The 22,631-nt window shown below is 56.7% G+C and carries 15 protein-coding genes and 1 tRNA gene; 5 read left to right on the top strand and 11 right to left on the bottom strand.

Translation table 11 applies throughout. The features are described from left to right. Positions 1–188: 188 nt before the first annotated feature. On the bottom strand, positions 189–674 hold the full coding sequence (locus ACR6AS_RS13365; protein WP_434162474.1) for an OsmC family protein: 486 nt from the start codon (positions 672–674) through the stop codon (positions 189–191). A 120-nt stretch (positions 675–794) separates the two neighbouring features. On the opposite strand from ACR6AS_RS13365, the gene ACR6AS_RS13370 reads away from it, so the two are divergent. Then, positions 795–1,442 carry a GntR family transcriptional regulator gene (locus ACR6AS_RS13370; RefSeq protein ID WP_434162476.1) on the top strand — a complete coding sequence of 216 codons (648 nt, stop codon included), beginning with the start codon at positions 795–797 and terminating at the stop codon, positions 1,440–1,442. Between the two features lie 286 nt (positions 1,443–1,728). Here the strand turns inward: ACR6AS_RS13370 and ACR6AS_RS13375 are convergent, their stop codons facing one another. The 3 genes from ACR6AS_RS13375 to ACR6AS_RS13385 all read right to left on the bottom strand — a co-directional run bounded on the left by ACR6AS_RS13375 (position 1,729) and on the right by ACR6AS_RS13385 (position 6,513). Further along, a complete protein-coding gene (locus tag ACR6AS_RS13375; protein WP_434162478.1) occupies positions 1,729–2,343 on the bottom strand; it encodes a response regulator transcription factor in 615 nt (204 codons plus the stop codon). Between the two features lie 97 nt (positions 2,344–2,440). Further along, positions 2,441–5,893, bottom strand: coding sequence for an ATP-binding protein (locus ACR6AS_RS13380; protein ID WP_434162481.1), 3,453 nt, complete (start codon positions 5,891–5,893; stop codon positions 2,441–2,443). Continuing rightward, a complete protein-coding gene (locus tag ACR6AS_RS13385) occupies positions 5,890–6,513 on the bottom strand; it encodes a response regulator (protein WP_434162483.1) in 624 nt (207 codons plus the stop codon). The genes ACR6AS_RS13380 and ACR6AS_RS13385 overlap by 4 nt, the downstream gene beginning before the upstream one ends. 426 nt (positions 6,514–6,939) lie before the next feature. On the opposite strand from ACR6AS_RS13385, the gene ACR6AS_RS13395 reads away from it, so the two are divergent. Then, on the top strand, positions 6,940–13,944 hold the full coding sequence (locus ACR6AS_RS13395) for an autotransporter outer membrane beta-barrel domain-containing protein (protein ID WP_491565901.1): 7,005 nt from the start codon (positions 6,940–6,942) through the stop codon (positions 13,942–13,944). A 487-nt stretch (positions 13,945–14,431) separates the two neighbouring features. Further along, positions 14,432–14,710 (top strand): hypothetical protein, encoded by a 279-nt coding sequence (locus tag ACR6AS_RS13400; RefSeq protein ID WP_146240873.1) that lies wholly within the window; start codon positions 14,432–14,434, stop codon positions 14,708–14,710. 44 nt (positions 14,711–14,754) lie between these two features. Here ACR6AS_RS13400 and ACR6AS_RS13405 read toward each other — a convergent pair whose 3' ends face one another. From ACR6AS_RS13405 to ACR6AS_RS13420, 4 genes are all read right to left on the bottom strand, one after another. Continuing rightward, positions 14,755–14,955: a hypothetical protein gene (locus ACR6AS_RS13405; protein ID WP_111141357.1), complete on the bottom strand. Its 201-nt coding sequence runs from the start codon at positions 14,953–14,955 to the stop codon at positions 14,755–14,757. Positions 14,956–15,227: 272 nt separating this feature from the next. Then, complete coding sequence (arsC, locus tag ACR6AS_RS13410) at positions 15,228–15,653, bottom strand: glutaredoxin-dependent arsenate reductase (protein WP_064365669.1); 426 nt, start codon at positions 15,651–15,653, stop codon at positions 15,228–15,230. A gap of 12 nt (positions 15,654–15,665) precedes the next feature. Continuing rightward, positions 15,666–16,955: an arsenic transporter gene (locus tag ACR6AS_RS13415; RefSeq protein ID WP_434162488.1), complete on the bottom strand. Its 1,290-nt coding sequence runs from the start codon at positions 16,953–16,955 to the stop codon at positions 15,666–15,668. A 45-nt stretch (positions 16,956–17,000) separates the two neighbouring features. Next, positions 17,001–17,321 carry a transcriptional regulator gene (locus ACR6AS_RS13420; protein ID WP_111141359.1) on the bottom strand — a complete coding sequence of 107 codons (321 nt, stop codon included), beginning with the start codon at positions 17,319–17,321 and terminating at the stop codon, positions 17,001–17,003. A gap of 86 nt (positions 17,322–17,407) precedes the next feature. Between ACR6AS_RS13420 and arsH the strand changes: the two genes are divergently transcribed. After that, positions 17,408–18,106: an arsenical resistance protein ArsH gene (arsH, locus tag ACR6AS_RS13425; RefSeq protein WP_293774465.1), complete on the top strand. Its 699-nt coding sequence runs from the start codon at positions 17,408–17,410 to the stop codon at positions 18,104–18,106. A gap of 472 nt (positions 18,107–18,578) precedes the next feature. On the opposite strand, the gene ACR6AS_RS13430 is transcribed toward arsH, so the two are convergent. After that, positions 18,579–19,178: a hypothetical protein gene (locus ACR6AS_RS13430; protein ID WP_111142253.1), complete on the bottom strand. Its 600-nt coding sequence runs from the start codon at positions 19,176–19,178 to the stop codon at positions 18,579–18,581. A 240-nt stretch (positions 19,179–19,418) separates the two neighbouring features. Then, positions 19,419–19,494: transfer RNA gene (locus tag ACR6AS_RS13435), tRNA-Ile, on the bottom strand. Positions 19,495–20,082: 588 nt separating this feature from the next. On the opposite strand from ACR6AS_RS13435, the gene mug reads away from it, so the two are divergent. Then, positions 20,083–20,601, top strand: a complete 519-nt coding sequence (mug, locus tag ACR6AS_RS13440) for a G/U mismatch-specific DNA glycosylase (protein WP_111142252.1) — start codon at positions 20,083–20,085, stop codon at positions 20,599–20,601. A gap of 71 nt (positions 20,602–20,672) precedes the next feature. Here the strand turns inward: mug and rpoD are convergent, their stop codons facing one another. Further along, positions 20,673–22,514 (bottom strand): RNA polymerase sigma factor RpoD, encoded by a 1,842-nt coding sequence (rpoD, locus tag ACR6AS_RS13445; RefSeq protein ID WP_293774517.1) that lies wholly within the window; start codon positions 22,512–22,514, stop codon positions 20,673–20,675. Positions 22,515–22,631 lie beyond the last annotated feature (117 nt).

Genomic DNA, 22,631 nt, shown 5'->3' on the forward strand with positions numbered 1-22,631 from the left:
CAGCGAATAATAAGCCCAAAGGGCCACAGGATATCCCGAAGCCGAAAAAACGCAGCGCACTCTGGCGGTGGTGGAACGGTAATTATGAGGAGACGGACTATCAGGCGGCCTTAGCGACGGCAGCAGCCGTGTCGCGGGCGCAGGCTGCGACTGCCGGAGCAGGTGTACTGGAACAGCTTACCGGGCGCTCACTGACTTACGGAACCTGGGCTGTGAGTAATAACTGGCTGGCATGTAATAGGGAAATTAAGGGAATTTGCAATGAAACAAAGATCATGCGCGCGCTGATGGAGAGCCTGTGCTCGATTGATGTCATCTCCGGGACGGATCGTTATTTCAGGTTTTAAAGTAATATTGGTGAAACATCCTTTTTTCCCTTCTCGCATCGTTCCATGTGCCCGGTCAACATAGCTCATAACGCTTATCCCTGCTTCCGAACAGAGATGCAGATACCATAATTTATGGCATGCTGAAGCAGAAGCAACGAGCAGGTCCTCCGGATTCCAGCATTTGGCATCGCCCAGAAATGCGGGGTCTGATGACCCCAAAATTACAGGTTTTTCGCCCTCCGAAATCTCATAATTTCGCTCATAGTCTTTGTAAGACTGCGTGCCATTACCTGTATTTCCCGTCCATTTAACGTTTACATGGTAGTGATGTTCTCTCTCGATCATTTTGGTCTCCGCGTGCATTAACTCATTTTTTTGGAAATATTAGAACTGTCTCGCCGTAGCATTTATGGACTCAATCTATCAAATGGTATACCATTATACCATTGTTTTTCGGAGTCGTTTATGAGCTTTAGAGCTGTTTCAACCGCAGACTTACTCGCTAGTAAGTTAAGAGAAATGATTAATAACGGTAGTCTTCGTGATGGTGAAAGGCTTGTCGAAAGAGACCTTGCAAGTCATTTTGATGTAAGCCGTATTCCAATGCGGGAGGCGATCAGACAACTTGAACATGAGGGTCTGGTGGAGATATTCAGAAATCGTGGAGCAATTGTCAGAACGTTATCGGTTGATGATCTTAATGAAATTTACCAGTTGCGTTCTCTGCTCGAGGGCGAGGCAATATTTCAGAGCGTCAATAATCTGAGTGCTGATAATCTGGCGAGAGCGGAGCTGACGCATAGTCTTCTTGCTTCATGTACCAAATTCGAACTGCAAGGGCAACTAAACCATGAGTTTCACGATCTTCTCTATAGTGGGTGCGAAAATCATCGACTACTGACCATGATTAATGATTCTCGCAATCAGATTGAGCGGTATGAATACCTCCAGCGAAAGCTACTCTCTGAAACCCCCCTGTTTCAGGATGACCACGCGAGTATTCTTATTGCCTGCCAGCAACGAAACGCCGAACAAGCACGAACTGAAGTTAAGCGACATATTCAGATTGCCGGAAAAATGTTGAAAGACCTGGTAAGTAGACAGGTAAGTTAATCGACCTGAAGACAGGTAAGTTATCCTGATGATGTCCGCTTCTGGCACAAAGCGAACATCGCATAATGCGTATTAGTTGTGAGCAGAAGGCTCTGGTCTTTTGAAGATTCCATCAGGAACCCGTGCTGACATAGCATAATTGACTTACCTGAGTGATGCTCAGGCACCGTCTCTGGGGCAGCGATGATTTGCCAGATTTCGATGGATGTGGCAAAAAAGAAAAAAAGGAGCCCCGGACAGCGGGCCCCCTGGCAGAACAGCCTGCCAGCACAGCAAGGGTAAACCGTCAGGCGGTATGCCGCCCGAATCCCATCCGTTTCAGTCGGGGTGAAAGCTCTGCCAGGGCACTGCAGCCCAGCTTCTGCATGATGTTTTTACGGTGCTGACTGATGGTCTTGACGCTCAGCTGAAGGCGGTGGCCGATGTCAGTCAGGGTGCGCTGTGTGGCCAGCAGGCGCAGTAAACCGAACTCCCGCGCCGTCAGTGCCTCTTTACTGCATTTCACCGTAAATTCATCAGCCTGAGAAGATGAACCGGTGGCACTGCCGAAGACCTCACCGGCAAGCTGCAGAATGTCACAGCGTTTGGAGAGCACGCAGGCACCGGGCAGCCGGGCCATTACATGGCTGATGACGGCCTTCTCGTGCAGGTCAGTCAGGATAATCAGGCGGGTACGCGGGGACGCAAAGCGCAGGCTTAACAGCAACTCGGTCATGGCCTGCACGTCCTGGCCAAACCCGCAGAGCTCACTGATAACCACATCCGAGCCCGCCGCAATGCGCAGAGCATTATCAATCTGTGCCTGCTCAACCACGCGGACACGGATATGTTTTTCACTGAAGTAGCAGGCAATACCCTGTGCAATCCATCTGTCGCTGTCCATTACGGTAACTGTGAACATCTCTTTCTCCCTGCATTCGCTTTCCGTTATTACACGGCAGAAAGCAGCGCAGAGGTATCAGACAGCGGCATGACGGCCTGTAGGCACAGTCCTGGTTTCAGTGGTGTGAAGCGGCCCGGGCGCGCGCAAAGGCTTCCAGCATCTCTGCGGCTTTCGAGATGTGATGGAGGATGATCTTCTGCTCTTCCTCCATTTCAGCCAGCTCCTCAAGCTGCGCGCACTGTTCATCCAGGCGGCGGATACCGGTGACCCGCAGGGTGCCGGCAATACGGTGAAAGATGCGCCGGGCAGTGGACAGGTCATCCTCCTGCACCGCCTGCCGCGCATCCTGCAGGTCGCGGCGCGTTTCGCTGATGACGGTGCGGATAAAACTATCCGCCGCCTCGGGACTGTCCGGAATAAACGCATCCAGCGCGGCCATATCCAGCCAGTCACTCAGATCGTTTTCCGGCTCATCCCCGGGCGGGTCAAAGGTGCGGATAGCCTCCGCCAGGCGTGAGAGTTCGACTGGCCTGAACAGGCAGGTATTCATGCCCGCAGCCAGGCAGCGGTCCCGCTCGGCTTCCTGCGCATTGGCAGTGATGCCGATGATGACAACGTCCGTGTCCTCCTGCCGGATAAGGCGGGCCATCTCCGGGCCATCCATCTCCGGCATACTGCAGTCAGTGAGGATGATGTCCGGACGCGACGCCCGCCAGGCCTGCAGCCCGGCCCGGCCATCTTCGGCTGTTTTCGCCTGATGCCCGAGCAGCACAAGCTGGCGGGAGATCAACAGCCGGTTGGCCGGATGGTCATCCACGACCAGTATCCGGCGTGGCAGCCCCTGTGGCAGTACCGGCGTTTCTTCGCTTACCGCCGTCACCGGCCGCGTCTGCACCGGTATCTCCAGTGTGAAGGTGCTGCCGTCACCGGGCACGCTTGTCAGGGCCAGGGTGCCACCCATCAGCGTGGCGATTTCACGGCTGATGGCAAGCCCGAGGCCGCTGCCTCCCGCAGCGGCACCCTGTACCTGCTCAAACGGGGCAAAGAGCCTGGCCTGGTCGGCGTCCGTAATACCCGGTCCTGTGTCCTCTACGGCAACCCGGAGTTGCTCAGGCGTCAGCATAACCCGCACACGGACCTCTCCCTGTTGCGTGAACTTCACCGCATTACCCGTGAGATTTGCCAGGACCTGCCGCAGGCGATGGTCGTCGGTAAGGATTTCAGCGTTGTCCGGCATCGTCAGCGAAAGCACAACGCCCTTCTGGCGGGCCAGGCCGCTGAAGGCCTGCACAACCGGCCTTATTATCGTATCAAGAGCGCTCCAGCGGCGCTGCAGACTCATTTTTCCGGACTCAATGCGGGCGATATCCAGCACGTCACCTATCAGCGCCAGCAGGCTGAGCGACGACTCGTGAGCCACACGGATTAGCTCGGTGTCGGTGCGCCGCTCCTGTACCTGCAGCTCAAGCAGGCCGATGACAGCGCTCAGCGGCGTGCGGATTTCATGGCTCATGGTGGCCAGGAACCGGCTTTTGGTCCGGCTCGCCGATTCAGCCTCCGTGCGCGCCTGTTGCAGCGCAGTCTGCATGTTGAGGTATGCTGTAACGTCCTGCCATCCCCCGATATAACCGCCGGTCTCTCCGCCGTCCGACTGAAAACTTGTCATCCAGTGGCGGATGGTCTGCCCGTTGCCGTCTCCGGCATCCAGCACAAACTCCGCTTCCAGCGGAACGTCACCCGCAGGCGGGGTGCGCATGCAGGTCGTCCACACAGCGTAAAGCGGATGCCGGCTGTCCCAGAGCGGCAGGGCAAGCTGCGCGGCCGCTTCTCCGGTAAAGTAGCGGCCGAATGCGGTGTTGCTGTGAATAATTACGCCATCGCGATTAGTGACGTAGACGGGCCGGGGCGGCCCGTTAATCAGCTGGTCGCGAAACGCCACCTCCTGGCGCAGCAGCGATTTGGCATGGCGGGTGCGCCGTACCTGACGGCGCAGTGCGGCCGCCCAGGCCGCGGTTACCAGGAGCAGCGCCAGGGCCGCGGCCGCGCCCGCGTAAAATTCGGTGCGATAAATTTTCCAGGTGTCGAAACGCGCAGAAGGTGTTGACTGCCAGTGCGCGAGAATGGCGGTGATAATATCGGGGGGGACCAGGGCCAGGGTCTTGTTGAGTATGCCCAGCAGTTCCGGATCGGCGCGGCGGACACCAAAGACCACGGCCGCCTCATCCACCGGGAGGCTCTCACGAAGGCTGAGCCTGTCCCGGTAGAGGCCCTGCTTCAGGTAGCGGGCACTGGTGAGCGTAGTCAGGGTCGCATCCGTGTCACCGTCAGCGACCCGCTGCATGGCAAGGCCGGGATTACCGCTCCAGTTCACCTTCGCCTGCGGCCAGGACGCAGTAAACCAGTCGGAGGCGTCCTGTCCCGGCACCAGGTCGGCACGCCGGATCGTGCCTGTGAAGCCACTGCGTGTGACCATGACCACCGGCGTATACATAAACGGCGCACTCAGCATCAGGCTCCGGCTTCGCTCACGGCTCCAGATCAGGGGGGCCGTCATCATGACATCCCCCCCGTCAAGTCTTTCAGTGAGATCCCGGCTGTCACCTATATCGGTGTAGCGGAACCGGATACCGGTCCGCAGGCTCACCAGGGCGAGCAGCTCCGGACCGATACCGGCGGGTACGCCGCCGGGTCCGGTAAAAAAGAAAGGGGCATTGAAAGAGGAGGCGGCAACCGGCACTTCCGGATGGGCCTGCAGCCATGCCTTCTCCTCACGCGTGAGGTTAAGTGACGTGGCGACAAAGCGCGTCAGGTCACTTTGATCCCAGCGCGCCGCCAGCGCTTCGCCCGCCGGACTGGCCCGTAAATTCTCCACAGCAGTGCGGAGTGCGCCGCCGAACAGTGGTTCGCGCCCGCTGGTGACGAGACGGTAGGGCTCCATCGGGACGTCAGAGACACGGCTGACCTCCAGCGTATTGACGTAGTTTCGCCCGGTCAGGAACCAGGCTTCGCCAGCGGGCAGGGTCACGGATGCCGCTATGCCCTGGTCCAGCTGTGCAAGCTGCCGGGCGGGACTGATATCTGCCGCGGCGGGTATTCCACGCGCTGACGCTGATGCCGTGTCGCGTCGCGTGACCACAACGGGCACGGCCTGGGCCATGACGATGGTATCGTGGGATGCACTATTTGCAGGCACAGCGATACCGGCAGGACTGAATACCACATCCGCTTCGCCCGCATCCAGCGCGGCATACGCCTCCTCCGGACGTTCGTAATGTACCACGCGCAGCGTCAGCCCCAGGCTGCGTGCCGCTGTCCAGATAAAGTCCGGGAGATAGCCGGTGACACGCTGCGCCGGGTCCGTTCTGACCACCGGCGGCCGGGGCGGACCATACAGCGCCAGCGTCAGCTCGCGCTTCTGTCCAAGCCGGCGCCATTGCGCGTCAGTCAGTACCGGGGACGCCACATCCGGCAGCGAGGATGGGGTGTATGTGAGTTCCGCCGGTTTCTTTCCGGCCGTGGCCACGAAGGGCAGCAGCGCGCACAGCAGCAGAAGGCCCAGGCGCATCATGAGATATTGTTCCGGCGCGTGAAGTCCAGCAGGTCGCGCTGGTTTTTCAGGCCGAGCTTCTCCATCAGGCGCGCCTTATAAGTGCTCACGGTTTTGTTACTGATTTCCATGCGGGCGGCGATATTCATGATTTCCCGTCCCTCTCCCAGATAGCGCAGCACCTCGAACTCACGCTTCGAGAGCAGGCGCAACCGATCCGCGTCCGGATCGGCCACGCTCTCCTCCCAGGTCTCATGCATCCTCAGCGGAAAGTAGCCGTAGCCGGAAAAGACAGCGCTGACGGCCTGTGACAGGTCAGCCAGGCTGTTCTGCTTGCTGATAAAACCGTTGGCACCGGCCTTCATGCTGAGCTGCGTGTAATAGGCGGGGTTTTTCCCGCTCATCACAATCACCGGTACGCGGATGTTCGCCGCGCGCAGCAGCGCAATGGCTTCCGTGCCGCTGATACCCGGCAGATCGATATCCATAATCAGCGCCCCGGCGTCGTGCTTTCTGACCAGATTAACCACCTCATCAGCGGTGTCAGACTCCGCCACCACGCTGTGCCCGTCTTTTTCCAGCAGCATCCGGATGGCCAGGCGCGCCAGCGGATGGTCGTCGATGATGATAAACGCGGCCATGTTTATTCTGCTCTGTTAAATAAATTAATCATATTCCGCAGAAAGAGAGTATGCAAAAAATATATTTTTGTAGTCCTGTTCCTACGTAGGGATTTCATTTTTCTTAGTCCGGTCAGCGACAATTAAAAAAAGTAAGAATAAAAAAAATCTTCTGTAGTCTCCGGCCTACAGCGCGTCTCCTGTCGTCTGATTTTTGCTGTGGTCACAAAGTGACAGAATCATGCCCGGACGTGCTCACACCTGCGCTGAGCCCCTGATTACATGAGCTGAAAAATGAAAAAAATAACCTCTCTGATGTGCAATGAACTGCTGCGGCCATCTGCCTGGATCTTTGTTACCGCTTTTTCCCTGGGCACCTGGTGCCTGGCGGGTGTCCTTATTCAGATGACTTTCTGACCCTTTATTTAAAATTGCGAGCACAACACCATGAACCGGATATTTAAAGTTAAATGGAATGCCGCCTGTCAGCGGTATGACGTCACCTCGGAACTGGCGCGGGGGAAAACTAAATCCTCAGCCACGTCATCAGGTATCTGCTCTCCGGCATCGCGTATTTCACGCATTGCCGGAGGTATATTGCTCCTTCTTGGAGGGGGTGCTGATGCGGCTGATATCAGACTGGATATGTTCAATCCTGAAACCGATGGCGGACATGTACAGTATGTCACAGGGCAGGATAACCTGGCCGACAGCAACTGGGCGAATATAGCGTCAGGACGATCCGGTTCACGCCTGATGACGCTCGGGGCAGCCTATAACATGGGGCTGGTGACGGGAGAAGGCGCGGCCCTGATTCCGGAAGGCTACATCAGAACCGGGCAGCTCACAGGTTACAACTATGTCAATCCGGTGACCGGTAAGACAGAAACGTTCAGCGGGTACGATAACACTCAGCTCGGTATGCAGAATATATCCGGAACTGTCATTCCGATTTTTGAGGCAGTGGGGAAAAATGGTCAGTATGTCGATCGCAACCTGATTCAGGTGCAGTCAGGGGGAAGCCTGGATGTGAATACAGGAAATCCGGGCGCCACACAATGGTTCAATGATGCCTCCAATCGCCTTCTTGCCTATCTGAAAGGCAATAATAAAACGAACGTGATTTCTTCAGTCTTTAAGGCTGACTCAGCTGATGCAAGCAGCCCGGCCGTAATTAACTACAACAGCAAAACTGTTGTCGACCTGGGGAATTTTTTTAGTCAGGCTACTCCCGGACAGCCATTATCATCAATTCCAAATAAATTTGCCGGCAGCTTCACAAGTGCGATCGGAGCGCAGAGTGTTAATAGCATCGGCGAGCTTAAGGCCTATAATGAAGCGCTTATTAATGCGGTAAAAAACCATGTAATCAGGCCTGAGGATTATATGAGTGAGTTTAACAGGGCAGTTATTTATAGTCCGCGATATATATATCAGGATTATGTCACTCCAATTGCGGATGATGATGCGGTCCTTCAGACGGTCAGTACTGGTCGTGTCGCCTACCTGCTGGGCACAGGTGCTGGCGCGGTCATTAATGTTAACAGTGGGGCATCGATACAGGGTGCTGGTACTGACAGCGCGATTGTGAATCTTCAGGACGGCGCTACGCTTAATAATGCAGGTGAACTCGGCCATTTTGCGAGCAGCAGCAGAGGTACCATTGTTGTAAAAGCCAGTAACAGCATTGTTAATAATAGCGGTGTTATTGATGCCGGTACCAATGCCGAAATGGCTGCATACCGGCCTGATTTAGCCACCGGTGCCGTTACAAACGTTTTTTCGGGGCACAACACTGCTCTACAAGCCAGTAACTCCGAAGTTAATAATTCAGGCGTAATCAATATCGCCCCGAATGGAAGCTATGCGACCAATCCGGGAGTGGACCTGTATAATAACAGCACTATGGTTAATACTGGCAATATCAATGTTGCCGCTATCGCTCGCCCGTATAATGCAATTTTTTCCGGAATCTACACCATCGGCGTAAATATTTCCGGAAAATCAGATTTTGTTAATAACGGCACACTTTATCTTGGGCGCGAGGCACAACGTAACACGGCGTCCCCCACTAATGATATTGATGCCAGCTCACCGGGAAGTACGCTTGTCCGAATCAATGAGGGGACTTTTACAAACAGACAGTCGATGGTTATCGGCAGTAAAACCCAGGGCGGAAATGCAGTGTATGCCAGGGGAGCGGGCAGCTCTGCCACCAATGAGGGGACCATTGAGATCCTCGGGCGTCCAGACGTACCGGCTCCGCTGCAGAACGCGGGCATGGTGGCCGCTGAGGGAGCGGTAAACGTCCTTAATGCCGCGACCGGACTCATCAGCCTGAAAGGTATTAACGCGGTGGCCATGCAGGCCATCAGCAAAATGACCGACCGTATGGCCTCTGCAGTACGCAATGCGGGCACCATTGAGGTGGAAACGGGGGTGGACCCGGTTACCGGCACCGCTAACTACGGCCTGTGGGCTGAGGGTACCATGGCCACCGCCTCTAACGCGGGAGACATTAACCTTGAGGGCGAACGCGCCATCGCCGCTCACGCGCGCAGCGGCGGGCAGCTCGTGGTGGAAGACGGCGCAGCCGTGAACTTCCGCGATAAAAATCAGACTGGCTACTACGTCTTTGGCGCAGGTTCGGGTATTACCGACAACAGCACCGGCATCCAGAGCGTCTCGACAGAAGGCTCCACCCTGTACCGGATCGACGGCGGTGCGGCCTTTGACGGCACCGGCACTGGTACGCAGCTGGGCGTGAACGGTAAAGACGCCACCGGCCTGCTGGTCACCGGTGCGCAGGGCACTGGCAGTACGCTCACTACCGGCAACATGAACCTGAACGTCACCGGCGAGCGTGCTACGGGTATCCGCGTGGCGGGCGACGCCACCGGCGTGCTTGCGGCGGACACCTCCGTGAACCTCAGCGGCGCGGGCAGCTCGGCCGGTATTGTGGAAAATACGTACACCGACATCAGCGGCAGTCAGAGCCAGGTACAGGGCGCCACGCTCACGAGCTTTGCAACCCTGAACAGCGCCAACGCGGCGCCGGGTGCCGTGGGCTACATCGCCCGCAACGGCGGCACGCTTGACCACCGCGGAACCGTCGACTTTACCGCACCGGATACTACCGGCGTGCAGGTTGAGGGCGGCGTGCTGGACAACAGCGGCAGCATCCGCGTGAACGGTACGGCCGTGGACGTCTTGGGGGCAGACTCGGTGGTCACCAACAGCGGCACGGTAGAGGCCACAGACGGCACGGCCGCCTTCCGTGTGCGCGACGGCGCGGCCCTTGATCTCAACGGCAGCGGCACGGTGCGCGCGGGCGGCAGCGCCCACGGCGTGCTGCTGGACAGCGGCGCAACCGGCCTGACGGTAGACGGCGCCACCATTGAGATGACGGCGGGCGGCACCGGCAGCGCGATCGAAAACGCCGCGGAAATCGAAGGCATTCAGCTCAGGGACACCACCATCACCGTGGGCGACGGCTACGGCGTGCGCACGGCCGCCACACTTGCAGCGGAGAACAGCGGCACCATCACCGTGAGCGGCGCGGGCGCCGGCCTCTATTTCGGACATGCAGACGGTTCGGAGTCGGATAAGGATTTCGATACATCCGGGTCACAGGGCCTGGTCATTAACGTGGACAGCGCGCAGGGCCGCGGCGTTGTAACCAGCACCCGCGGCGACGTGAAGTCGGGCGCGAGCGTTAACGTGAACGACACCGCAGGCGGCGCGGCGCTGGTCGTGAAGGGCAGCACCCGCAGCGTGGAGCAGTCGGGCACGCTGACCTCGCAGTCCCTGACCTCGGCGGTGGTGGACGTCTCCGGCGCCAGCGTCAGCAGCTTTGTCAACAGAGGCACTATTCAGGCGGCGGGCGCGGCCTATGACGCCCTGCGCGTGGCGGCCGGCAGCTACCTCAACTTCACCAACGCGCGCGGCGGCCACATCACCGGACGGGTCGGGCTTGCGGACGGCAACAACAGCGTCACGCTGGAGGGCAGCAGCACGGCGGACGACGTCATGACCGGCAGCGGCAGTGACAACTTTTACCTGAGCGGCATCCGCCCGTCCGACACCGGGCTGTTCCGTTCGCTGCAGGCGGGCGCGGGTGCGGACACGCTGAACCTCAGTGACTCCGTCCTGACGGTCACCGACCCGGCAACCCTGACGGGCTTTGAGGCGGTGGCGCTGTCGCGCGGCTCTGAGCTTACGCTTGACGGTACGCTGCTGCCGCTCGGTGACGCACGGAACGACGCGGCGGGCACCGGGTACACCCTCAGCGGCGACAGCACGCTGCGGATCCGCAGCGCGGGCGATACGGCCTTTAACAGCTTCCTGCGCGGCGCAGGAACCGTTGCGGCAGACGCGGCAGGCGGCGCCTTTGACTTCACCGCGAACAACGCCGCCATGGCGGGCCGGGACTTTACGGGTACCCTGGCGCTGACGGATGCCACCTTCGCGCTGGGCGGCCTGAACGCGCAGGCGCTGGCCGCTGCCCGTCTTCTGGCGGGCGCGGGCAGCACCGTGAGCGTGGCGGACGGCGTGCAGCGTACCGGCGGGCTCGCCTTTGACGGCGGCACCGTGGCCTTCAATACCGGTACGCCAGGCGAAAGCGCGGCGAAAAGCAGCGTGCAGACCGCGAACCTGCTGGACCTGAGCGGCCGCGGCACGGTGCAGGTGAATGCCGGCACCGTGGACAATGCGCCGGTGCTGCCACCGGATGCGCTGCCGCTGATGGCACAGGACGACGCGAACACCCTGCTGAAGCTGGCGGGCAGCGACGGCGCGGTCACCGGCAGCGGCGGCAGCCTGGTGCTGAAGGACCAGAACGGCAGCGTCATCAGCAACGCGCTGCACACGCAGGTGGCGCAGAACGGCCTGTCCGTGGCGGACGCCACCTACGACTACCGCCTGACCGGCGGTGCGGCTCAGGACGGGCTCTACGTAAACTACGGCCTCACGGCGCTGAACCTGCTGAGCGCCGGCAGCGACGCGCTGGTGCTGGACGCGCGCGGGCTGACCGGCAGCGCGGCGGACCTGAGCGCCGCGCTCAGCGGCCGCGGTGACCTGGCGATTGACACCGGCGCGGGCCAGACCGTGTCGCTCTCAAACGCCGGCAACAGCTTCACCGGGCGCACGGACGTGCGCAGCGGCACGCTGCAGATGGGCAATGATAACGTGCTCGGGCAGACGTCTGAGCTGTCGCTGGCCGCAGGCACGGCTTTTGATATGAACGGCCACACTCAGGCGGTGGGCATGCTGAACACCGCAGCAGGTTCACTCACTGACCTGAACGGCGGCAGCCTGACGGTGAGTCAGGGCGGCACAGCGGAGGGCCGCCTGCGGGGCGCAGGCGCACTGAGCGTAACCGGCGGCACGCTGACGGTAAAAGGCAGCAACGCCGGACTTACTGCCACCACCTCCATTGCGGGCGGCGCGGCGGCAGAGCTTGACGACGTTCAGGGACTGGGCTCGGGCGGCATCGTCAGCGACGGCCTGCTGGCCCTGAAACGCGCGGCCGGCGGGATGATTAATCAGCTGAGCGGCCGCGGTAAGGTGGCGCTCAGTGACGGCAGCGACGTGGTGCTGACGGGCGATAACCGCGACTTCGGCGGAGAGTTCACTGTCGCGGAGGGCAGCACGCTCACCGCCACCGGCGCAGACAGCCTGGGCACGGCCGCCGTGGCTAATCAGGGGCAGCTTAAGCTGAACGGTGCTGCCGGCTGGCTGCTGGAAAACAGCATCACGGGCAGCGGCGCGCTGGCCCAGAACGGCAGCGGCGTGGTGACCTTAAGCAATCCGGCGGCGCAGTACACCGGCAGCACCGCGGTGAACGCGGGCGGACTGCAGCTCGGTACCGCCGGGCAGGCGGTGACGCTGGCCTCTGGCAGCACGGACGTGGCAGCAGGTGCGGTGTTTGGCGGCTTCGGCGGCACGGCAGGCGACGTAAACAATGCCGGCACCCTGCAGCTGGGCACCCTGGGTCCGGCACCGCGCGCGGTGGCCGGAGCCACGGACTTCACAGTCGGCGGCGACCTCACCAGCAGCGGCACGCTGATGGTAGCGCAGCCGGGCGCGGCGGGCAGCCTGCTGCACGTGAAGGGCGACTATACCGGCAGCGGCGGGCGCCTGGTGCTGAACACCGCACTCGGCGGCGACGGCTCGCTCACCGACCGCCTGCTGGTTGACGGTGATACCCGTGGCAGCACCGCGGTGGCGGTAAACAACGCCGGCGGCAGCGGTGCCAGCACCATTGACGGTATTGAGGTCATCACGGTCCGCGGTAAGTCAGAGGGCGAGTTTACGCAGGAAGGGCGCATCGTGGCCGGTGCTTATGAGTATCATCTGGCCCGCGGCGACGCGGAAAACAGCGCGAACTGGTACCTGCGCAATACCGTGAAAGAGGACGGCGGCGAAAGCGGTAACGGTGGCGGCGGCACGCCGGGAGAGAACGATGACGACGTCGTGCGCGTCTACCGTCCGGAGGCGGGCGCCTACGCGGCGAACCTGGCGGCGGCAAACACCCTGTTCAGCACGCGCCTGCACGACCGGCTCGGCGAAACGCACTATACGGACGCCGTCACCGGCGAGCAGAAGGTGACCAGCATGTGGCTGCGCAACACCGGCGGGCATACGCGCTTCTCTGACAGCAGCGGCCAGCAGAAAACGCAGGCCAACCGCTACGTGATGCAGCTAGGCGGCGACGTGGCGCAGTGGAGCTCTGACGGCGCAGATCGGTATCACCTGGGCGTGATGGCCGGCTACGCCAACCAGCACAGCAGCACGCAGAACCGCGTCAGCGGGCAGTCGGCGAAGGGCAGCATCCGCGGCTACAGCGCGGGCCTCTACGGCACCTGGCTGCAGGACAACGCGGAGAAGACCGGCGCGTACGTGGACACCTGGGCGCAGTACAGCTGGTTTGACAACAGCGTGCAGGGCGACTCGCTGGCACCGGAGTCTTATAAGTCAAAAGGCATCACGGCCTCAGTGGAGAGCGGCTACACCTGGAAACTCGGCGAAAAGAACGCGCGTGAAAGCTACTACGTTCAGCCGAAGGCACAGGTGACATGGTCGGGCGTGAAGGCAGGCGACATCCGTGAGGGGAACGGCACGCGGGTCAGCGGCACGGGCGAGGGCAGTGTGCAGACGCGCCTCGGCGTGCGGGCCTTCATCAAGGGCCACAGCGCCATTGATGAGGGCAAAGATCGTACCTTCCAGACCTTTGCAGAGGTGAACTGGATAGCGAACACCAAACCCTACGGCGTGAAGCTGAACGGCGTGGACGTGCGCCAGAAGGGGACGCGCAACCTGGGCGAGCTCAAGCTCGGCGTGGAGGGGCAGCTGAAGCCCGGCGTGAACCTCTGGGGCAACGTGGCGCAGCAGATGGGCGGCAGCGGCTACTCGGACACCGGCGCGATGGTGGGCCTGAAGGTGAGTTTCTGACATAACACTCAGAACCAGAAGGCGCCTGCGGGCGCCTTTTTTATGGTGTTTTTTCACCCTGAAACTTACTGTCGTTGCTGTTGTTTAGCAGACTGTGGCTGACCGCCGCAGCCTGAACCGAATGATTGCCGGAAAGAGCCGCGTCCGTGATGAGCGAAAAGCGGACATTACTGACATCATCAGGGAAATTAATGGGAAGCAGGTCAATGCGCTTCTTGTACAAAAAAGTCTTAACAAGACTAAAGCGCACAACATTTTATCTCAAAAAATCATAAGTTTAATAGGTATTTAGAATAAGGTATTACTGAGCTGATTAAACTTCGGGCAGGCTTTCCTTGCTCTGTTACACTCAAGACAGGTGTGATTTCATAATTTCAGCAAGGGCAGGGTTGCTACTAAAAAAACAGACATCAGTGATGAGCGTGCAAATGCAGTACTATTTATCCGCAGCGACGGACATCTACGGTTATGTAACAGGAAGGTTAGTATGTCCGGTAGTGAAGAAGAAAAGGTCAATATCATTATTGGCGAAGCCACATTTACGCTGCTTGAGAACGACGATTACGTCGGCGCGCGCGCCCTGGTCCGACAATTGACACAGATGCTTGAGATTGAAACTGAGGCAGACCGTCGTCAATCTATTAAAGAAGCAATCCGGCAGATCAGCAGGCTTATCACTGCAGCCATCTATTCCGATAAATGTTGTACTGAAATAAAAAGTTTATCGCGCACTATTTCTGGCCAGAGTAGCATGGTGTACTGGTAGTTTTTGGAATATTCAATGCACCGGGTATATCCCGCCTCACCAGTTCAATGCACCCGCTGACGCAGCATCTGAATTGCTCTTATGCTGGTTTCCCGCACCTGGTTGTCAATGGTGCTCTTGCTCAGAAGCTCTAGTGCACTTATCAGATCATCCTTCCGTGCCATGGCTTTCTGGCTGAGCAGCCTGCGAATAATGCTACCAATGAGCTCTAATGCTTTTTTATTGTCATCATCGCCCGAATCCATAACTCCTCCGATGAACGAAGCAGCTGTAAATATAGCACCATGTTATGTGGGCGAGGTAACTTTGCCAGCAGCGGGGAAGCTGATAACTTCATAAACCTTAAGAGCCGGTAATAGAGTGTTTCTAACAGCGGCTCAAACCATTTTTCCCCGTGAACAAGCATACCTGGATGTGAGCAACGTCAGCTTATGGCATAAAGCGGTCTGCGAGCAGGCAAAGGTCCGCTAAGAGCGAGGAGCGGACGCCCGGTGTCCGCTAATGTGAACTAGCCAGGTTACTTAAACCGTCTTCCTGCCTCATCAGTCACCTTTTCTCCATCCTCTTTGGTGAAAGAACCTTTCTGACCTTCAGGGAGAATATCCAGCACAATTTCTGAGGGACGGCAAAGTCGTGTCCCTAACGGTGACACTACTACCGGCCTGTTAATCAGGATCGGGTGCTGAAGCATAAAATCGATCAATTGCGCATCAGAAAATTTATCTTCATCCAGACCCAATTGCTCATAAGGCTCAACATTCCTACGCAGTAATGCACGTACAGAAATCCCCATTTCTGAAATCAGCCTGGTAAGCTCTTCTCGTGTCGGTGGCGTATCGAGATAATAAATAATTGTTGGTTCGGTGCCGCTGTTACGGATCATCTCCAGCGTGTTACGTGAAGTACCACAGGCCGGGTTGTGATAGATAGTAATGTTGCTCATATCAGTATCTCATTACAAAGTGATAGAGAGCCGCCATACCAGCGCGGCCAGAGTGACGAACAGCACCGGCAGGGTCATAATTATGCCTGTCCGGAAGTAATATCCCCAGGTAATGCTCATGTTTTTCTGTGCCAGTACATGCAGCCACAGCAGGGTTGCCAGACTCCCGATTGGGGTAATTTTGGGACCTAAATCGCAGCCAATCACATTGGCGTAAATCATTGCTTCTCTGACGACGCCAGTCGCAGTACTCCCGTCAATGGACAGCGCACCAATCAGCACCGTCGGCATATTGTTCATCACCGACGACATGAAGGCAGTCAGGAAGCCTGTGCCGAACGTGGCGGCCCATAAACCGTTGTCTGCCAGCATATTGAGTACGGCAGAAAGATACTCAGTGAGTCCGGCATTACGCAGGCCATAGACGACCAGATACATACCCAGCGAGAAAATCACGATCTGCCAGGGCGCACCACGAAGCACTTTCCCGGTATTAATGGCCTGGCCCCTCTTTGCCACCACGAACAGCACCGCTGCGCCAACTGCTGCTATAGCGCTGACAGGGATCCCCAGCGGCTCAAGAACAAAGAAACCGACCAGCAGGAACAGCAGAACAATCCAGCCAGCCCCGAACGTCGCAGGATCCTTAATCGCACTGCCAGGAGTCTTCAGCAGTGAGACGTCATATCTGGCAGGGATATCGCGGCGGAAGAAGAGATGCAGCATGACCAGCGTGGCAGCAATGGCTGCCAGATTCACAGGAACCATCACCGAGGCGTACTGCGTAAAGCCCAGGCCAAAGAAATCCGCCGAGACAATATTTACCAGGTTAGAGACAATCAGCGGCAGGCTGGCGATATCAGCGATGAATCCTGCAGCCATGACAAATGCCAGTGTCGTTCCCTGGCTGAACCCCAGAGCGAGCAGCATCGCAATCACAATCGGTGTCAGTATCAGTGCTGCACCGTCGTTAGCAAACAGCGCAGCAACAGCAGCGCCAAGCAGCACTATCCACGTAAACAACAGGCGACCGCGCCCGTTACCCCAGCGGGAAACATGCAGTGCGGCCCATTCAAAGAAACCAGACTCATCGAGCAGCAGGCTGATGACGATTACCGCAATGAACGCCGCTGTTGCATTCCAGACGATATTCCAGACGACAGGGATATCTTCAAAGTGGATGACTCCCGTTCCCAGCGCCAGCGCGGCTCCGATACTTGCGCTCCAGCCAATGCTGAGGCCTCTGGGCTGCCAGATGACCAGGACCAGCGTGAGTATAAAGATACTTCCTGCCAGAAACATTTTCAGACTCCTTTATATATGCTTATGTGTATGTGATTAAGCTTGTCAGCAAGAAGTACATGCGGATTTTTCCAGTCGTTCACGCACATCATCGCGCAGGCAGTGCCATGCCGTCGTTATCGTCTCGCCGGCCCATGCAGGCATGTGCGGTGAGAGACGATAGTGAATCCATTTCCCTTCCCGGCGGTCCAGTACCAGTTCAGCCTCACGCAGGATAGCCATGTGACGGGAAACTTTAGGCTGTGATTCAGTGGTAGCCGCACATATATCGCATACGCACAGTTCGCCCGACTCCCGGAGAAGCATGACAATTGCGAGCCGGGTTTCATCCGACAGGATTTTAAAAAGCTGAACAGGCTGTAGCATTTATTACTCCGTTCTCTTTAGAATACATATATGTTAAATCATATGTGTTTATTTTGAAATCACCAGAGCCACCCGAAGGAGAAAAAATGGAGCACTTTCCTGCCCTGAACGCTGATTGCTTCGATCAGCATATTGCTGAACGTCTGCAGCTCCATGAGCCGCCACGCATTCTGATTCTGTATGGCTCGGTAAGAGAGCGTTCTTACAGTCGTTTTACAGCAGAAGAAGCAGGTCGCCTGCTGGAGGCGATGGGAGCGGAAGTCAGACTGTTTAACCCTTCAGGTTTACCCCTGCCGGACGACGCCCCGGATACGCACCCAAAAGTCACCGAGTTGCGCGGGTTGGTCAGGTGGTGTGACGGGATGGTGTGGAGTTCCCCGGAGCGGCATGGGGCAATGAGTGCCGTGATGAAGGCACAAATCGACTGGATTCCCTTAAGCGAAGGAGCCATTCGCCCATCCCAGGGAAAAACTCTGGCGGTCATGCAGGTGTGCGGCGGTTCGCAATCTTTCAACGCCGTGAACCAGATGCGAATTCTGGGACGCTGGATGCGGATGTTTACGATCCCCAACCAGTCTTCAGTTGCCAAAGCATGGCAGGAATTTGATGAGAACGGGAGAATGAAACCCTCGTCCTGGTACGATCGTATCGTCGATGTCGCCGAAGAGTTGTTTAAAATTACCCTCATACTGAAGGGACAGACCGGTTACCTTGCCGATCGCTACAGTGAACGAAAAGAGAGCCATGAGGAGCTTTCATCCCGCGTTAATCAAGACAAAATATGACGTTCCTGTTTTCATGAGTTCATGCTGTGTGAACTCAACAACGTCCGCTTCTGGCACAAAGCGGACTTTCAACCGGGTACATCTTCTGAGAGCGAATAGTGGAATTTTGCAAGGAATCACTGACACCATAATGTTTTAATCAACGGGCAGTAGGTCTGTGAACTTCGCCTCAGAGTTTTTCACTACCAACAGCTTACTGCCTTATGTAGACGCACAGTCGTATGCAAAGCCGGGCATTTCATCATCAAGCGCCTGTAGTGCTAACTGCCGCTCATTTCCAGAGCGGTTCACTAAGTTAAAACACAAGGTGTATGTCTTTTCCACGCCAGCCAAAGCATGTGCATTTTATATACGAAAGCTGATGTTAGCGTTTTCAAATTCTGATCATTGCATTGTTTACCGTTCAACGCTTTTGATCATTATCCAGTGATCAGAATTCATGATCATATTCTTCAGCGACAGCCTTGAACAATCACATCCAGGGTTTAATCAACATTGGGTCAAAAAGCCCAATGGGAAAGTTAAACAGATACTGGCGGGCGGCTTTCTCTATAGGGGCAGCCAGACGTTTTTCCAGCGCCTCAATTTTTCCTTTTAGTGCCACGTTTTCAGCTTTCAAATCCAGTGTATCTTGTTCAAACATCAGTGCTTCTGGCCTTGCAGTATCAAGCGGAACTCCAGGCGCGTCAGCAATTTCTGTCCGCAGAAAACCATAATCAGCCAGCTTATCAATATTCATGACCTCATCACTTACCGCCCGCAGTGCCGCCTCGGCATTAGGATAATAGTCAGGAGCACCAATGTTTGGCGCGCCATGTTTATCCAGGAGCTGGTATGGGGCAACGGGTGGAGTGTCATACCAGCTTTCATATCTGAACCAATAAAGCGAAGGTTGATGCTCTGAACGTCGATACTTTTTCAGAGTTAAAAGGCACAGGGCGTTGTAGCTCTGATCTGGATAACGCTGTTTGAGCTGTTCAAAAAGAGCTTTAACACTGATGAAGCGTTCTGTATCTGACCGGCGCGCAAGTTGCTCATTACGCAGTTGCTGAATGGAATCATCAAAACTCATAACTTGTTTTTGACCTGCAATCCTGGGATGGTTCAGATAAGGCTGTCTTAATGATTGAATCAGGATGGCTGTCAGGCTTTTCGAAAAAGGAAATCAGGTTTCTGGCACCGGCCAGGCAGACATTTAAACCCACACTACTTACGTCACCCAGCCATTCACTTACGTCCCCCACTACATCACCTGATTCGCGCCCAAAGAAAAAGGAGTCAGACGATTTCTCATCTAACTCCTTGTTTTATTTGGTGGCCCCTGCTGGGTTTGAACCAGCGACCAAGCGATTATGAGTCGCCTGCTCTAACCACTGAGCTAAGGGGCCAGCGGAGCGGGGATTATAAAGTATCTCTTCAGGCCGATCCAGCACTCAGCCGCCGGTTGCTGAAATAATCAGCACTGATTTACCTGCTGATTTTTATGATAAATCTGACGAGTTGCGTGAGCGACGTTTCAAAATCGCATCGTTCAGGACGCTCTGCGCCGTTAAGGAAACCTCAGGTTGCGGGTGCCGCTATGATGCCCGCATGAATGTTTCTCTTCTGAAGATGAGTTTGCCAGGCCCGGCACAGCTGTTATCCCCAATCGCTGCTCCACCAAAAAATCGTCAGGCTGGAATGCCCACAGGTGTAATAATTACTATCTTAATCAGTGATTACACAGCAGAGAGGGCAGGACGACATATGGAGCAGCAGGGCAGTAAAGCGCATCATTATCGTGTGCGCAGGAGATCTGAAGCGAGCCTGGACGCGACAGGCCCTGTGCCGATGAAAAACAGCCAGTCTGTTTATGGCCGTATCCAGACGGCTTCGGCCTCACAGGATAAACATGCACTCTCACGAGCCTGTTTGGAACAGTCGTCCGGTCTGATGAGTTGTAATGTGCCAAAGCTTCGCATACTCATGGTGGCAGCATGATCGAGCATGACATCCGCGATATCATCGCCCCGGACCTCGATGTGCTGTTCTGTGGCATCAATCCGGGCCAGTCGACCGCCCATCAGGGCTTTCACTTTGCGCATCCCGGCAATCGCTTCTGGAAAGTGATCCATCTGGCAGGATTTACCCGGCAGCAGCTGAAACCGGAAGAGGAGCAGCGTCTGACGGAAACCGGCTGCGGAATTACCATGCTGGTGGAGCGCCCCACGGTGCAGGCAAGCGAGTTGGCGGCGGATGAGCTGCGCGAAGGCGGTCAGCGCCTGACGGAAAAGGTGCTGAACTATCAGCCTGCCGCGCTGGCGATCCTGGGCAAAGAGGCTTTTCGTCGTGCCTTTAAACTGAACAGGGTCGAATGGGGCAAACAGCCAGCAGGCATGGGGAAAACGCAGGTATGGGTGTTGCCGAACCCCAGCGGACTGAATCGCGCTTCACTGGAGGAGATGGTGGCAGCGTATCGCCAGCTTTATGTGGCACTGCATCCGGTGAATCACTGAGTCTGTGCAGGGCAGGGAGAGACGGTAACAGACGGGCATAAAAAACCCCGGCGAACCGGGGTTTTCAGGACTTAATCGTCGAGGAAGCTGCGCAGCACTTCCGAACGGCTCGGATGGCGCAGTTTACGCAGGGCTTTCGCTTCAATCTGACGGATACGCTCACGCGTCACGTCAAACTGTTTGCCCACTTCTTCCAGCGTATGGTCGGTGTTCATATCGATACCAAAACGCATGCGCAGCACTTTCGCTTCACGCGCGGTCAGGCCAGCCAGCACATCGTGGGTTGCAGAACGCAGGCTCTCTGAGGTAGCAGAATCCAGCGGCAGCTCCAGCGTGGTGTCTTCGATAAAATCGCCCAGATGTGAATCTTCATCATCACCAATCGGCGTCTCCATAGAGATCGGCTCTTTCGCGATTTTCAGCACCTTGCGGATTTTATCTTCCGGCATCAGCATACGCTCAGCCAGCTCTTCCGGCGTCGGTTCGCGGCCCATCTCCTGCAGCATCTGGCGCGAAATACGGTTGAGCTTGTTGATGGTCTCAATCATATGCACCGGAATACGGATGGTACGCGCCTGGTCGGCGATAGAGCGGGTAATCGCCTGACGGATCCACCAGGTCGCATAGGTCGAGAACTTGTAACCACGGCGATATTCAAACTTATCGACCGCCTTCATCAGACCGATGTTACCTTCCTGAATCAGGTCGAGGAACTGCAGACCGCGGTTGGTATATTTCTTCGCAATCGAAATAACCAGACGCAGGTTCGCTTCCACCATCTCTTTCTTGGCGCGACGCGCTTTGGCTTCACCGATCGACATGCGACGGTTGATATCTTTCACCTGCTCGATGGTCAGGCCGGTCTCTTCTTCAACCTGCGCCAGCTTCTGCAGGGAACGCATCACGTCATCCTGCACTTCCAGCAGTTTTTCAGACCACGGCTTGTTCATCGCCAGCGCAGCTTTGAACCAGCTCTCGTTGGTTTCGTTACCGGTAAACAGGGTGATGAAGTTCTTCTTCGGCATTTTGCACAGCTCAATACAGAGCTTCATGATCAGACGTTCCTGAGTACGGACACGTTCCATCATGTTACGCATGCTGCCAACCAGGTAGTCGAACTGCTTCGGTACCAGGCGGAACTGTTTAAAGACGTCAGAGAGGTTCTGGATCTCGGCGATGGCGGCGGCGTGGCTGCGGCCTTTGCTCTTGATGACGCTGCGGGTGGTTTCGTACTGCTTACGCAGGTCAGAGAACTTCTCACGCGCCAGCTCCGGGTCGATGGAGTTATCATCTTCGGAGTTGTCGTCATCCTCATCATCATCATCTTCGTCGTCATTACGATCGGCTTCAGAGAGTTCAGAGCCCACATGCGTTGCGGTAGGGGCCAGATCTTCTTCTGCGTTAGGATCGACGAAGCCGGTGATCAGATCGGAGAGGCGTGATTCGCCTGCTTCGACTTTGTCATACTGATCCAGCAGATAGGTAATCGCTTCAGGGTATTCGGCAACGGAACACTGAACCTGGTTGATACCATCTTCGATACGCTTCGCGATGTCGATTTCGCCTTCGCGCGTCAGCAGTTCCACGGTACCCATTTCACGCATGTACATGCGCACCGGGTCAGTCGTGCGCCCGATTTCAGATTCAACGCTGGATAATACCTGAGCGGCAGCTTCCGCGGCATCTTCGTCAGTATCGGAGCTGTTTTCATTCAGCATCAGATCGTCAGCATCCGGGGCTTCTTCAACCACCTGAATACCCATGTCGTTAATCATCTGGATGATGTCTTCGATCTGATCTGAGTCGACGATATCTTCCGGCAGATGGTCATTGACCTCAGCATAGGTCAGATAGCCTTGCTCCTTACCACGGGTGACAAGAAGCTTGAGCTGTGACTGCGGGTTTTGCTCCATAAGACGGTATCCACACTTCTGTTAAATTAGATTGGTGTCGGTCGGCAGCGCGCCAACAATAGCAGTGAAGGCGTTTAATTCTTGCCGCTGCCTTCGTCGCGGCGTGGGCTATGCCCA

Source organism: Pantoea phosphatilytica (genome assembly GCF_051025615.1).
Taxonomy (GTDB): Bacteria; Pseudomonadota; Gammaproteobacteria; order Enterobacterales; family Enterobacteriaceae; genus Pantoea.

What these genes read in the sequence shown, in the direction of transcription:
- ACR6AS_RS13365 (WP_434162474.1), bottom strand. Translation starts at nt 674, where the DNA reads ATGATCGAGAGAGAACATCACTACCATGTAAACGTTAAATGGACGGGA.
- ACR6AS_RS13370 (WP_434162476.1), top strand. Translation starts at nt 795, where the DNA reads ATGAGCTTTAGAGCTGTTTCAACCGCAGACTTACTCGCTAGTAAGTTA.
- ACR6AS_RS13375 (WP_434162478.1), bottom strand. Translation starts at nt 2,343, where the DNA reads ATGTTCACAGTTACCGTAATGGACAGCGACAGATGGATTGCACAGGGT.
- ACR6AS_RS13380 (WP_434162481.1), bottom strand. Translation starts at nt 5,893, where the DNA reads ATGATGCGCCTGGGCCTTCTGCTGCTGTGCGCGCTGCTGCCCTTCGTG.
- ACR6AS_RS13385 (WP_434162483.1), bottom strand. Translation starts at nt 6,513, where the DNA reads ATGGCCGCGTTTATCATCATCGACGACCATCCGCTGGCGCGCCTGGCC.
- ACR6AS_RS13395 (WP_491565901.1), top strand. Translation starts at nt 6,940, where the DNA reads ATGAACCGGATATTTAAAGTTAAATGGAATGCCGCCTGTCAGCGGTAT.
- ACR6AS_RS13400 (WP_146240873.1), top strand. Translation starts at nt 14,432, where the DNA reads ATGTCCGGTAGTGAAGAAGAAAAGGTCAATATCATTATTGGCGAAGCC.
- ACR6AS_RS13405 (WP_111141357.1), bottom strand. Translation starts at nt 14,955, where the DNA reads ATGGATTCGGGCGATGATGACAATAAAAAAGCATTAGAGCTCATTGGT.
- arsC (WP_064365669.1), bottom strand. Translation starts at nt 15,653, where the DNA reads ATGAGCAACATTACTATCTATCACAACCCGGCCTGTGGTACTTCACGT.
- ACR6AS_RS13415 (WP_434162488.1), bottom strand. Translation starts at nt 16,955, where the DNA reads ATGTTTCTGGCAGGAAGTATCTTTATACTCACGCTGGTCCTGGTCATC.
- ACR6AS_RS13420 (WP_111141359.1), bottom strand. Translation starts at nt 17,321, where the DNA reads ATGCTACAGCCTGTTCAGCTTTTTAAAATCCTGTCGGATGAAACCCGG.
- arsH (WP_293774465.1), top strand. Translation starts at nt 17,408, where the DNA reads ATGGAGCACTTTCCTGCCCTGAACGCTGATTGCTTCGATCAGCATATT.
- ACR6AS_RS13430 (WP_111142253.1), bottom strand. Translation starts at nt 19,178, where the DNA reads ATGAGTTTTGATGATTCCATTCAGCAACTGCGTAATGAGCAACTTGCG.
- mug (WP_111142252.1), top strand. Translation starts at nt 20,083, where the DNA reads ATGATCGAGCATGACATCCGCGATATCATCGCCCCGGACCTCGATGTG.
- rpoD (WP_293774517.1), bottom strand. Translation starts at nt 22,514, where the DNA reads ATGGAGCAAAACCCGCAGTCACAGCTCAAGCTTCTTGTCACCCGTGGT.